Origin of the sequence: Phaeodactylibacter sp., assembly GCF_022763345.1 — a bacterium.
Lineage (GTDB): Bacteria > Bacteroidota > Bacteroidia > Chitinophagales > Saprospiraceae > Phaeodactylibacter.
This window is the reverse complement of sequence record NZ_JALEGS010000021.1, coordinates 107,978-122,001: the sequence shown is the minus strand read 5'-3', so window position 1 is coordinate 122,001 and position 14,024 is coordinate 107,978. Positions and strand designations below refer to the sequence as shown.

Annotated in this window: 8 protein-coding genes; 6 read left to right on the top strand and 2 right to left on the bottom strand. The window is 50.2% G+C overall.

The features are described 5' to 3' along the window. Positions 1-14: 14 nt before the first annotated feature. Entirely contained in the window at positions 15-1,406 is a 1,392-nt protein-coding gene (locus tag MRY86_RS05980) for a hypothetical protein (RefSeq protein ID WP_293571066.1), read from the top strand. Between the two features lie 5 nt (positions 1,407-1,411). On the opposite strand, the gene MRY86_RS05975 is transcribed toward MRY86_RS05980, so the two are convergent. Continuing rightward, positions 1,412-3,139 (bottom strand): amidohydrolase family protein, encoded by a 1,728-nt coding sequence (locus tag MRY86_RS05975; protein ID WP_293566799.1) that lies wholly within the window; start codon positions 3,137-3,139, stop codon positions 1,412-1,414. A gap of 622 nt (positions 3,140-3,761) precedes the next feature. Between MRY86_RS05975 and MRY86_RS05970 the strand changes: the two genes are divergently transcribed. The 4 genes from MRY86_RS05970 (at position 3,762) to MRY86_RS05955 (ending at position 11,560) form a co-directional block, all read left to right on the top strand. Further along, positions 3,762-9,503 (top strand): GEVED domain-containing protein, encoded by a 5,742-nt coding sequence (locus MRY86_RS05970; protein ID WP_293571064.1) that lies wholly within the window; start codon positions 3,762-3,764, stop codon positions 9,501-9,503. 99 nt (positions 9,504-9,602) lie between these two features. Continuing rightward, positions 9,603-10,760, top strand: a complete 1,158-nt coding sequence (locus tag MRY86_RS05965) for an ISAs1 family transposase (RefSeq protein WP_293566801.1) — start codon at positions 9,603-9,605, stop codon at positions 10,758-10,760. Between the two features lie 80 nt (positions 10,761-10,840). Continuing rightward, complete coding sequence (locus MRY86_RS05960) at positions 10,841-11,110, top strand: acylphosphatase (protein ID WP_293566802.1); 270 nt, start codon at positions 10,841-10,843, stop codon at positions 11,108-11,110. A 6-nt stretch (positions 11,111-11,116) separates the two neighbouring features. Then, positions 11,117-11,560: a GNAT family N-acetyltransferase gene (locus MRY86_RS05955; RefSeq protein ID WP_293566803.1), complete on the top strand. Its 444-nt coding sequence runs from the start codon at positions 11,117-11,119 to the stop codon at positions 11,558-11,560. A gap of 358 nt (positions 11,561-11,918) precedes the next feature. On the opposite strand, the gene MRY86_RS05950 is transcribed toward MRY86_RS05955, so the two are convergent. Further along, entirely contained in the window at positions 11,919-12,899 is a 981-nt protein-coding gene (locus MRY86_RS05950) for a polyprenyl synthetase family protein (RefSeq protein ID WP_293566804.1), read from the bottom strand. Between the two features lie 379 nt (positions 12,900-13,278). Between MRY86_RS05950 and MRY86_RS05945 the strand changes: the two genes are divergently transcribed. Beyond that, positions 13,279-13,725, top strand: a complete 447-nt coding sequence (locus MRY86_RS05945) for a response regulator (RefSeq protein ID WP_293566805.1) — start codon at positions 13,279-13,281, stop codon at positions 13,723-13,725. The last annotated feature ends 299 nt before the right edge of the window (positions 13,726-14,024 follow it).

The window sequence follows — 14,024 nt, the reverse complement described above, 5'->3', positions numbered from 1 at the left end:
AACTTCCCAGAAAAATGCGCCTCGGTATATTCCTATTTACGCTCGGAATCTTTCTGCAATTGCCTTTGTCTGCTCAGGATAAAATGGCAGAAATTAGTCTATCGGGCAGACCATTTGATGTTCAGCCCCACCCATTCCGCTTAGAACGGGTGATTAATTTATTGCCTATGGGGGAGTGTATCGGCTATGTACGGCTTGGGCTTATGCGGAACATTCGGGTTGCCCGGTTTCACAATCCGATGGAGCAGGAAATTATTTCTTTTCTAGCACCGGGGTTTTCTAATTTACCTGACGCCCCTGCCCTACTGCTTACCGTGGAGGAAATCCGGCTGCATGAACTCTATAACACTTACAAAGAACGAACGGTATGCGCGCTACGTCTCGGCTTCTATACTCGAGACAACAATGGCAGCCTCCAAGCCTTAGGACAGATTGCAACAAATACCGAGACATACCGATTGGAGACAAACCTTCAGACACATGGTAGCAATATTGAGCGGGCACTGGAAAGCTGCATTAATAGTTTTCTCAACCGATGGAGATCAGGAGACCTACAACTTATTCCTGTTACTGAGCAGGCGTTACTGATGCGGGCCCCCATTCCATCCTCAATTCCTTTGGGGCGCGAATTGCCGGAAGGTATTTTTGCGACCTACACCGACTATATTGACGGTCGGATTACCACTTTTCCCAGGGCGCACAAAATTGAAGATATTAAGGGTAAGCTAAGTATACAATGGGAATTTCCTGATGACTTATGCCTGCCAGATAGCAATCGGCTGGTTGCAGGGCATGATGGATTCGATTTTTGGGGGATCAGTTTTGACAGTAAGGTTTACACCCGCATAAAAGACGGCTATTATCGCCTGAATCCCAGCCGGTATGGGCCAGTTGCAGACCTGCCTGAACCACCTGACCAGTATGCCACTGCCTTCAGTATGTTTGTAGGCGGTGTACTTGGCGTCCTCACTTACGAGGGGATCAGGAGAATCAATCCCGGCAAGCTGGAGTACTACATTTCGCCTGGCTGCGGTGCACCGACCACTTTGGTTGAAGAAGTCCTTCGTCAGCCTGTATCCCGGGTATTGATTTACGCCTCTGACCTCAACAACTCCAATCAAACCATTGAGGTGACCATTGACGATAGCCTCAGTTTTGAGCTGGCCCCGGATGATTTTCGGTTATTGGAATTCGACCCCAGTCTGGCACAAACCCATATTTGTGCAGTGGACAACAAGGAACAGTGCACTACCCTGGACTTAAAGCTGTTTGAAAATCAGGTTTTGATGATTGCTGACCGCCGGAAAAAAGCACCCCGTTTAGATTTACAGGATAGAGGATCCAGTACTGAAATCCTCAACAAGATTAGATCCAGGTCTGCCCTATTCCAGCCAATAAAAGACTGACACACTTATTGATTAAACTCCTCCGCCTGATACCTGACCTCCCCGTCCACCATCGTCATCAGCACTTTGGACTCTAGGATTTCTTCGTCCGTACAATTGACCAGGTCATGTGAAAGCACCACGAAGTCGGCCGCTTTCCCTTTAGTAACGGAGCCTTTAAAGTCCTCCTCAAAGCCGGCATAAGCATTGCCCAGGGTGTAGGAATGGATGGCTTCCGCCCGGGTCATCCGTTGCTCCGGAAAGAATTCGAAACCATTATCTGCCCGTTTTCGGGTAACGGAAGCGTAAAAGCTCAGCAGCGGGTCCACATCCTCCACCGGGGCGTCTGTACCATTGGCGATAATGACGCCCTCATCCAGCAGGCTGCGCCAGGGGTAGGCACCAAGCCGGGAGCGCTCTCTGCCCAGTCGCTTTTCCACAAAGGGTGCATCGGAGGTACAATGGATGCCCTGCATAGAGGCGATGATGCCCATTTCGCGAAACCGTGGGATGTCTGCTGTATCGAGATGCTGGGCGTGCTCGATGCGCCAGCGGAGGTTTTCCTTTTCCGGATTTGCGCTGAGCTGTTCCTCATAAATATTAAGGACTACCCGGTTAGCACGGTCACCGATAGCGTGCACGCACATTTGCATATCGTTGTCCATAGCCAGCTGAGCGATATTTTTCACCTCCGGGATTGGCGTGGTGTTTTGCCCGGTGAAGCCTTTCTTATCGTTGTAAGCCCGCAACAGCCATGCACCGAAGGCACCTAGGGCACCGTCCACTTCAGACTTAATGGCCCGGCAAGTGAAATAGTGGTTGCCGACGTCAATTTTGGGATAGCCATCCAGGTTGTCTTTCATCTCATCGTAGCTGTGGCGGACCATGGCCCACAGGCGCAAATCCAGCTCGCCGGCTTCTGCCATTTGCTCATAGCGCTCGAGTTCGAAGTATTTGGAACCAGCATCCTGGAATGAGGTAACGCCTTTTTTCAGGCACTCTTCTTCCGCCAATTCAATAGCCCTGTACCACTCTTTCGTTTTGGCTTCCTCAGAAAGACCGGCGCGGTAGTCATCGTATGCCGCATTGATGAGGCTCATGGCACGCTCTTCGAAAACGCCAATCGCCTTGCCGCGGGAATCCCGTACCACCTCTCCTCCTGAAGGATCGGGTGTTTCGGCAGAAACGCCAGCGAGTTCCATGGCCTTCGCGTTAGCAAACAGGGAATGCCCGCTTGCATGCCGCAACATGACCGGATTATCGGCTGATACGGCGCTCAGCGCATCGTGGTAAGGGTAGCCTAAAACCGATGGGCTTGGTGTCTCCGTCCACTTTTCCTGATGCCACCCACGGCCCACGATCCATTCTCCGGGCTCGGCCTGTTCAGCTGCTTCAGCTACCATCTGCACGATCTCCTCCCAACTGCTGGTCTTGAGGAAGTTGAGGTTGATAAGGCTGTAGCCAAGACCTGAAAAATGCCCATGCCCCTCAATAAATCCAGGCATCATGAAGTGTCCCTGCAGGTCAATCACATCGGTGCTATCGGTCCGGAGTACCATCACATCAGCAGTACTACCGACCTCTATGATTCGACCTTCCTTAAGGGCAACCGCCTCAGCGCCGGGTAACAAAGTATCTACGGTGTAAATATTGCCATTGATAATGAGGGTATCGGCTAATTGGTCAGTGGAAGGGCTTTGGCTACAGCCTGTGCCCAAAGCCAGGAGCAGGAAAAAAGCAAGGATTCGGTTCATACTAATTCATTGTTTGAAGGGCTCAAAATAACGAACTTTCGGCAAACTAATGCCGGTAGCCCTTCCAGGTCCCACCATACCGGTACCCCGGTCGTTGCTGGTGTTGCTTACAACAGCTTTTACAGACGAAAACCCAGGGCCCCTTCTTTTGAAGCTGTACTCTGTATAACGTTGTTTCCTCCCGATTACAGGTATTACAGATCTTTGTTTTCATATTTAAACATAAATGTGAATGAGGAGCGACAGTTTCAAAAAATCAGAAGAAAATTAACATGGATTTTGAAACCCAATAAAATCCCTGACGTATTAAGCATAGAAATATTAGAAATTACCTTATATTTACTCCCCCCTGCTGAGAGCACTATGTCTATCTTACCAAGATCGTACAACGTACAACACTTCCCCACAACACTAAGGCAACAAAGAACACGCTATATATCAATCTCGTGAAGAGGTTGACATTAATTAATTGATAACATCAAACAGATATGCCCAAAAACAGAGTGTCAGGCCTGTGCCTGACGCGCTGCCTTTTGCTACTTAATCTGTCACAGTAAACTGTAGAGGGCGCGGGGTTTTATATCTGTTTGGGTTCTTAAAGTTTTTTAAAACCCGAATATTTATGAAGTGTTTGGTACAGTTTCTAGGACTATTTTTTTTGGCGCTCCCCCCACTTCTGGCACAAAACACCCCTACGATTTCCCCCTGCGGTGCAATAGCCAACCCAGCCTCTATTCAATTGATGGACAGTCTACAGCAGGACTACGAGAACTTTGCAGCCGCATTTTCTCCCGGTAGTTACAGCACGGTGGATATGGTCCCCGTTCAGGTGCACATTATACGCCGGAATGATGGCACTGGCGGTGTAACTGAAGCCGAGTTCAATGCCGGGCTGACTGAAGTCAATGACTTTTTTATTAATGCGAGCATGGAATTTTTCCAGTGTGCGCCCATCAATTTCATCAACAGCGACACCTACTTCAACTTTAGCATTTCAGAAGAGACCAGCTTCTGGAATACTTATGGCGTAGAGGATGTCCTCAACATTATCATTCCAGGTGGCAGCCTCACGACAAGTTCAGGGGGTGGCCTTTGCGGATACGCTTACCTTCCCGGTGGCGGGCGCGACCTGATTACCGTAGCTAAAAGCTGCTTTTCATCCGGAGGGAACACCTTTGCGCATGAGGTGGGGCATTACTTCGGGCTTTACCATACGCACGGCAAGACCAACTGCGGAGGGCTGACCGATGAGCTTGTAAATGGCTCCAACTGCAGCAACGCTGGCGATGACATCTGCGATACGCCTGCCGACCCTGGCTTACTGGGCATTGGATGTACCGGATATGTGGTGTCTAACTGTGTGTATACCGGAACCTTCACAGATGCCAACGGCGACTCCTACAACCCGGACGTATCCAATATCATGTCTTATGCTCCTCACAGCTGTCGAAACACCTTCTCTGCCGGCCAGTATGCGCGGGCCAGCTTTTACAACACCAACGCCAGAGGCTACCTTTCCTGCGGTACAGCACCCAGCGTAGGTTCTACCTGTGCGGATGCCCAGCCTATCACCACCAATGGCAACTATTTTCCTGACGGGCCCGATGAGGGGAACGGTTGTGTAAACTGTTCCGGGGGCGCGCAGCATGCAGACTGGTACTATTACGATGCCCCGGCCAACGGAAGCATCTCCATCAGCAGCTGCCTGAATGATGTGAATACCCGGCTTTGGGTTTACACCGGCTCCTGCGGCAACCTCACCCCAATTGACAACAGTGATGACGACTGCGCTATCAGCCAGAGCGGGCCGAATCTCGCCAGTGAGGTCATCCTGAATGTAACGGCCGGCACCCGCTATTACTTTGAGTGGGACGACCGATGGTCCACTGATAATTTTGGGTTTGCCTTTTCCTATACAACTCCTTGCAGTCCACCTTCAAATGTAGAGACGGTTTCAGCGGATTACTCTCATATAACTCAGGATTGGGACGCTGTGCCCGGTGCACAGGGTTATAATGTAAGGTATCGTACCGTCCCAACTGCCCCATGGACGGTTGAGCAGGGCCTGACGCAAAGCGAGCACACCATGGAGAACCTATCTCCCTGTAATACGCTGGAGTGGCAGGTGCAGTCTGTTTGCAATGGCATACCAAGCATCTGGAGTAATCCTTATAGCATTGGCACAACGGGTTGCTCCGATGCCTATTGCTATTCTTACGGCAACAGTTGGAGCGCATGGATCACCAGTGTAGCGCTAAGCAACTTGTCCAATAATTCCGGCAACGGAAATGGATACTCCAACTTCACCAACATGAGTGCTAATGTGGTACAAGGCCAGTCCTATACCCTGATTATGAATTCTGATGATGAGTTCGTAGCGCCTGTTTACTGGCGGGTTTGGGCAGACCTTAACCAGGACAGCGATTTTGAAGACGCTGGCGAGCTGTTGCTTTCCGCAGCAACCAACAGCAGTTCCCTCGTATCCGGAGCGATCACCATCCCGGCCGGAAGTATGATTGGAAATACCCGGCTGCGTATTAGCATGGACCGCAATAACTTCCCTGAGCCTTGCTCTACCGGTGGGTTCACCGATGTAGAAGACTACAGCCTGAACATACAACCCGGTTTTTGCAGCGCGCCATCAGCTCCATCCGTCAGCAACATTGGCTATGCTTCTGCTCAAATTGCATGGCCGCCTTCTCCCGGTGCCACCGCTTATCAAATCAGGTACCGGACCGTGGGCAGCTTTACCTGGTCCACGACTTCCTGGCTAAGCGATACGACGGATTACATCTACAATCTTATCCCTTGTTCAGACTACCAGGTGGAGGTTAGATCGGACTGCGGCAGCAACTTTAGCGACTTTTCTGCTACTTCCGCATTTTCCACCATTGGGTGTGATGACGCGTATTGCTATTCTTACGGCAACAGCCGAAATGTATGGATAGACCGTGTAAATGTAGGCGCCATCAATAATATTTCCGGCAACGACCATGGATATGGCCATTACACCAACCTGAGTACCAGCGTTCAGCCAGGGATTAACTATCCCCTGTTCCTACAGGCCCAGGGGCTATCTTCAAGTACACTGGTTTACTGGCGGGTATGGGTCGATTTGAACCAAGACGACGACTTTGATGATGCGGGCGAACAGCTTTATCAGGGCACAAGTGGCAGCCAGGGATCTCTAAGCGGGCAGCTATCTATTCCTGACAACCTGGCTTCAGGCAGTACCCGGATGCGGGTGGCTGTGAGCACAGGAGGATACAGCGCACCCTGCGCTACGGGAGGCATCCGTGAAGTAGAAGATTATCAGCTGACCATAAACAATCCCGACTTCCTGACCATCACACCGGGCAGTCTCAGCATACCCCATACCGGGGGCACAGCAGGCTTTAGCATCTCCTCCAATACCAACTGGCAGGTGGCAGAGAACGCACCATGGCTAGATGCCAGCCCGTTGAGCGGTATTGGCGATGGTATCATTACGTTGAACGCTACACCCAACCTAAGCACCAGCAGCCGTACCGTGAATGTCCTCGTAAGCGGAGATGGCGTGGCCGACCAAATCGTAGCCGTTACTCAGGCAGGTGCTCCTGCCAATATTGCCATTACCCCTGCATCGCAGGTAGTGACAGCACCGGCAGGACAAACCACCGTTGAGGTCTCGTCCAATGTGAGCTGGACACTGAGTTCCAGCCAAAGCTGGGCAACGCTTTCTCAGACAACAGGGTCTGGGAATGCGACGATTACGATTTCCTACGATGAGAATATGACGGCTACTCAGCGTACAGCTACCCTGACGCTAAGCAGCCCGGGGCAGCCCAACCAAACCGCCACCATTCTGCAAAACGCTGCTGCCACCGGGCCGGTCCTGACCATTAGCCCGGCCAATCAGCAAGTGAGCGCTCCGGCAGGACAAACAACGGTTTCCGTAAGCTCCAATGTAAGCTGGACGGCAAATACCAATCAGTCATGGGCAACACTTTCTGCAACTTCAGGAAGTGGTAATCAGACCCTGATCGTTTCTTTTACTGAAAATACTACGGGCGCCCCACGTTCTGTCATGGTTATTGTGAGCACGCAAGGCTTGCCTCCCCAAATGGCAACCATCACACAGGCAGCAGGCACAGCAGCTACTCTAACGGTAACGCCTTCCAGTATTACCACCGAGCATCCTGCCAACTGCGTGAACTTCAGCATCAGCAGCAATACCTCCTGGACAGCCAATTCCCAGACAGCATGGATTACTTCTGTTACACCCGCAAATGGTACAGGAAATGGCACGGTCACGGTTTGTTATGAAGCCAACAACAGCGGCTCCCTGCGTATTGCCAATATCCTGATCTCAGGCGGAGGCACCTCAACTACAGCTACGATCAATCAGAATCCGCAATCAAATGTTGCACCATGGCCGGTCACGCCCACCGGTATCACGCATACTGTAGTATTGCCGGATACCCTTTTCAGCGACCTGGGCGGCAGCATACTCAGCCCCACCGACTGGATTGGCTTCTTCTACGACGATAATGGCACCCCTCGCTGTGCCGGTGCCGGGCAATGGGACCCTAACAATAACACAGCGGTAACCGTGTACGGCGATGACGCCCAGACTCCTTTGAAAGACGGCTTTGACGAGGGAGAATTTTTCCAGATCCGCGTACTGCAATCACTGACACAGGACACCCTGGATGCTCAGGGCGCGTTTGCACCGATTGATAATATCATTTCGCACACCAACCGCTTCGCGCTGGATGGTCTGAGCAAGCTCGACAGCATCTTCATCCCTACTACCGGCGCACCCTGGACCGTTACGGTGACGGGGGACAACCATAGTGTAATTGTGCCCGATGACCTGTTTAGCAGTATTGATGGGCAGCCATTGAGCACGGACGACTGGATCGGCTTCTTCTACACCGATACCGACACCATGCGCTGTGCCGGGTTCGGACAATGGAATCCACAAAGCAATACGGTTATTACGGTTTACGGCGATGATTCTCAAACCCAGGAAAAGGACGGATTTGCACCGGGTGAAACCTTTACCGTTATGGTCTGGCGCACTTCGGAGGGCCTTGCCTATGAGGCCCTCGCGACCTATGCCCCAACGGATATCCTCATCACCCATACCGACAGCTACTCCAGTGATGGCATCAGTGCACTGGAAAGCCTGACCGTAACGCTTGACATTTCGCTGGATATCACCTTAGATGTGGGTTGGAATACCATATCCAGCTATGTGATGCCAGAAAACCTGGCCATCGACCAGATCTTCAGCCCGGTAGCCACAGATGTTATTATTGTTAAAGATGGCGTGGGCAATTCCTACATCCCAACCTTCAACATCAATGACATTGGCAACTGGAATATGCTTGAGGGCTATCAGGTCAAAATGGGGAACACCAGGGTACTGACTCTCACCGGTGAGCAAATGGACCCTCAAACCTCTATACCGCTTAGCTCCGGGTGGCAGATCGTAGCCTATCTCAGAGACAGCCCATCACCCATTGCTGGTGAAATGGCCAGTATCGGTTCCAATCTCCTGATCGCCAAGAACGGCACAGGTGACACCTACATTCCGGCACTCAATATTGATGACATCGGTAATATGATGCCCGGACGCGGCTACCACCTCCGGCTCACTGCTGATGACACGCTGGCTTACAGCCCCAACTCCTTAATCAGCCCGGATTTGAATGCATTGTATGCACCCGTTCCGGGAGGTGAAGGGGACGCTATGCTGGAAGAACGGGCGGCTGCCGGGCTCAGGCCCACTGGGAACAGCGCGACCCTTATTCTCCCGGCACCTGTAGCCAATCGTTGGCTGATGCCCGGTGATGAAGTCGTGGTGACGGATGCAGAAGGTAATGTGTTTGGCCGCAGCCGCTACGAAGGCGAACACTTTGCCCTAACGGTGTGGGGAGACGATGAAGCGACGCCCCATCAGCAGGAAGCCCTGAAAGCCGGGCAGCCTTATTACCTGCAGTTGTGGAGAGGTGGGCAGCAATCGGCTGACTTTTACCGCCCGTTGTTTGAAAGCGGACAGGCACCACGCTATCAGAAGGACGATGTGCTGGTCATCAATGGACTGGAAAAAGCTACCCTGTCTGGCAAGCAGCCGCAAGTTGCGCCCAACCCGGTCCGGGATGTGCTGAATATTGGGCACCATACTGCAAAGGCCGGCCCGGTTGAATACCGGTTATTCAGCCTTGATGGGCAGCTACTGCTTCGGGGCATCCAAACCGCAACCACGGCAGGGTGGCAACAATACCAAATGAATTTGAAGCAACTACAGGCAGGTAGCTATCTACTTCAGGTCACAGACGCGGAGTCGACCTTCAGCCAGCAAGTGATCAAACAGTAACTGTACCTTCGCCATGCTCAAAATGGCGAATAACCTCAATCCCAGGGCAATCGCATTAAAATAATTGGATAGAAGGTGTGATCTTGTGGTGAAAAAGCTATGTCAAGCAAAACTACTCGCTGGGAAGCCTTAACTACGCACTTTTCCTCCTTAGAGGACCCAAGGATAGAGCGTCGTAGAGAACATGATTTACTGGATATTATTGGTTTGACGATTGTGGCGGTGATATGCGGTGCAGATGATTGGGTCGGGATTGAGACCTTTGGCAAGGCCCGGATTGATTTTTTGCGGCAATTTCTCAATCTAGCCAATGGGATACCTTCTCATGATACCTTAGGGCGCTTGTATAAGGCACTATGCCCGAAGTCATTAGAAAAGTGCTTCAGTAGTTGGATACAAGCCATTTGTGATTTAGCTGACGGTGAGGTAGTGGCAATTGACGGTAAATGCCTGCGGGGCTCACATGACCGCCAAGACGGCAAAGCTGCAATCTATATGGTCAATGCCTGGGCTAGCCAAAACGGGCTATGCCTGGGGCAGGCCAAGGTAAATGAGAAGTCCAATGAGATAACGGCTATCCCTGAACTGCTTGACTTGCTTGATTTGTCTGGTTGCATCGTGACTATTGATGCGATGGGCACGCAGAAGCATATTGCCCAAAAGATCGTAGATAAAAAGGCAGACTACCTGCTGAGCTTAAAGCAAAATCATGGAGAGCTATATGATGAAGTCCAAGCTACATTTAAGCACTTGTTAGATACCCGGTTCACACAACGGGATGACACATGGGACAAGGGGCATGGCCGCATAGAGTCTCGTGTTTGTTATGCGGTGGACTTGCTAGCTGATGACTTTGACTGGATATTGTCAGAGGACTTGAATCAATGGCCCGAATTAAGCTCCATCACATTAGTCCAGTCCGTGCGGTACTTACGGGATGGGCGAATCGAAAAGCAGGAGCGCTACTTCTTGAGCAGCTTAAAACTCAGTGAATGCTCTGCTGCTGACATCAACCAGGCCATTAGGGCCCACTGGGCTGTTGAGAACCAGCTGCACTGGACATTGGACGTAGCCTTTAGGGAAGACCACTCTAGAGTACGCAAAGGAAATGCCGATCAAAACTTCGCCATAATTCGGCGGATCGCTCTAGGGCTTATTAAGAAAGACTCTAAGTCGAAGGTTGGCGTCCAAAACCGAAGGATGAAGGCCGCTTGGGATCAAAAGTACTTGATGCGGGTGCTACAATCTAAGTTTTAATGCGATTGCCCTGACCTCAATCCTCATGGGGCTGCCTTGCGCAGCCCCTTTTTTGTATATTACCTGCAAAATACGATGCTATGCGGCAAGTAAAACTGCGGATTACCGGCAAGGTACAAGGGGTGTTTTTCAGAGCCTCCACTCGTGAGAAGGCGCAACAGCTCGGTATAAAAGGCTGGGTGAAAAACGAGCCGGATGGTACCGTTTCCGCTGTTGGACAGGGGCCCGATGCCAATCTTCAACAGTGGATAGACTGGTGCGGGGAAGGCCCTTCGGAAGCTTACGTCGAATCCGTGGAAGTGGAAGAACAACCCATTACTGATTTCCAGCAATTTGAGATCATTAGATAACCCATTATGCAGATCAATATCCGTCCAGGCACTGCAGAGGACCTGCCTGCCATTCACAATCTTGTACTGGAGCTGGCTGAATATGAAAAGGCGGCCCATGAATTCACAGCCACGCTGGAGGACTATCAGCGAGACTTCCGGGAAGGCGTCTTTGAGGTGCTGGTTGCAGAGCAGGAGGAAGCGGTTGTTGGAATGGCTTTGTACTATATGACCTACTCCACCTGGAAGGGGAAAATGCTTTACCTCGAGGACTTCGTTATTCAGGCTGCCTACCGGCGCAGAGGAATTGGAGAGGCCCTGTTCGACGCCTTTCTGGAGACCGCAAAAGACAAAGGCTGCCGGCTGGTGAAGTGGCAGGTGCTGGACTGGAATGAGCCAGCCATCAATTTTTACAGGAAAAAAGCAGCCACAATCGAGCAGGAATGGTGGAATGGCAAAATTTTCTTGTAATTGTTAATATTAGTTAATACATTTGGAATGAAGCTGTGGACACTACAGTTTCGCAAGTCCAGAAAACTACACATCAAACAAACAGAGGCTGTTACCCTCCCGGCCTTCCTTCCGGTTTGTGGTAATCACCTTATCAATTTAGGTCTATCGCATAGGTGCCTGTTAGTTGGGCACTAAATGCTTATTGTTTTTGAATTCTCAAAAGCATCTATGGCATTGCTGTGCGCCAAATCGTGTATTCTGACATGATTTAGCATTACATTCCATTGCCTCAAGCTTACTAATTTATAGTGTTTCATAGTGTGAGGGGTAGCCACTTTACGGTGGTTGCTCCTTTTCTTTTGCCCGTTTGGGAGCGTTAAGACTCCCGCACCAGCAGTTGTTCCGCGAGGGAGCGAAGTTGTTGCTTGCCCTGCTGGGGCGCATTCAGTTGATCGAGTGCGGTAAAGGCCAGGTCCTGATATTGCTGTTTTTGTCTTTCTGCCCAGTCCGGTATGTTGAGTTCCCGCAAGATTTGCGTGACCGTGCTGACTTTGCTGGCTTCGTCTTGAGGCATTGTCGTCATCAGATGATGCAGGGTCTTGTAGGTTTCTCCATCAGCCAGCTCAAGGGCCTTTAGAATAAGGAACGTCTTTTTGTTTTGCAGAATATCGCCACCGACCCGCTTACCAAACTTTTCGGGGTCACCAAAAGTATCCAGAATATCATCCTGAAGCTGAAAGGCAATGCCAATATTGCGCCCGAAGTCACGGAGCTGATGCTGAGCCATTGGAGGGGCTCCGGCAGCAATTCCTCCCATTTGAAGGCTACCGCCAATAAGGGCTGCTGTTTTGAGCTCTATCATATTGATATATTCCGAAATTGTGACATCATTCCGGGATTCAAAGTCTACATCAAACTGCTGCCCTTCACACACCTCAATTGCCACAGCGTTAAAAACGTCCAGTAGGGCTGCAATTTCTCTTTCGGTTTTGCCCCCTTTTGACAGGAACTGATAGGCATAGATCAGCATGACATCACCGCTAAGGATGCCCGTATTCAACCCATATTTGGTGTGCACAGCGGGGCGGCCCCTACGAAGGGGCGCTTCATCCATAATATCATCGTGCACCAGAGAAAAGTTATGGAAAACCTCCACCGCCATAGCGACGGGCAGGGTGTAGGCCGTGTCGCCTTTAAACAGAGCGCCTCCCATTAGCACCAGGACCGGCCGCAACCGCTTACCGGAAGAAGACATGATATATTCTACTGGTTCGTAGAGCCCCTGTGGCTCCTGCGAAAAAGCATACTGTTGGCGGTAAGTTTCAAAGGCCTCCCGGAGTGCTTTAATTTCAAGCATAAAAGGTAAGATGTTTGGGCAAAGATAGACAAGCAATAGGTTTCCCAAAAGGGGGAAGAAGACTATATTCAAAATTAATAATGACCTGAACGGCACCGTTTTGGCCCTCTGATGTTTCACTGTAAGCCCAACAGTTCAGAAAAGGTGACAGGAAAAACCCTAATTAAGCACCTCCGTATTCATTATTTTATCAAAATAATCCTAACTTTACAGTACAAGAATTGAAACAAGCTCGATAGTAAACAGTACAAGTAATTGACAAAGGCTTACGCGGTGTTCCAATTTTCAAAATGCATTACAGTACAGCAGGTTTGAATGCCGGATGCATCGGATCAGAGAATCGGATCAAAGCTAAGACCCAATTATTGAAATTGGCAATATGGTCAACAAAACAAAAGCACACAATATCCTCTTAATTGAGGATAATCCGGGGGATGTAAGGCTTACTCAAGAAGCTTTTCGGGAAAGTAAAAACGATATCAAGCTTGATGTCGTTACCGATGGCATTGAAGCCATAAAATACCTTCGTAAGGAGCCTCCTTACGAGGATGCTCCCCTACCTGACCTCATCCTGCTGGATTTGAACCTACCTAAATGGGATGGGCGGGAAGTCCTCGGCGTCATCAAGTCTGATGAAACACTGAAGCGGACGCCCGTTGTTGTGCTTACGACTTCCAATGCTGGCGTAGATATTTTAAAAAGCTACGACCTGCACGCCAACTGCTTTATCAATAAGCCTATCGACTTCGATAAATTCTTTGAAATCATACATAAGATAGAAGACTTCTGGTTATCTACTACAATTTTACCAACCAAGGTTTCCTAAAAGGAGATCTTGTAGTGGTTTGTCCCGCCGATTATTAAAGCCCCCGGTTACAACCCAACACAACCGGAAACAGCTAGTTATTTTACAGTCAGGGAAACAGCCTTGGTTGTATACTTACCGTGAAACACTACTTAGCATTCCTTTGAATGCACTTAATCGGCATTTGAGATCTGGATGTGGATAGTCAGAACCATGGCGGCCACTTCGGCAGTTTCCTCCTGATTCAGTTTTTTCAAAGCAGTAAGGAGACGTTCAGACGTACTGCCCACCAGATTCCAAAGCTATTTTTAACCCCGAAC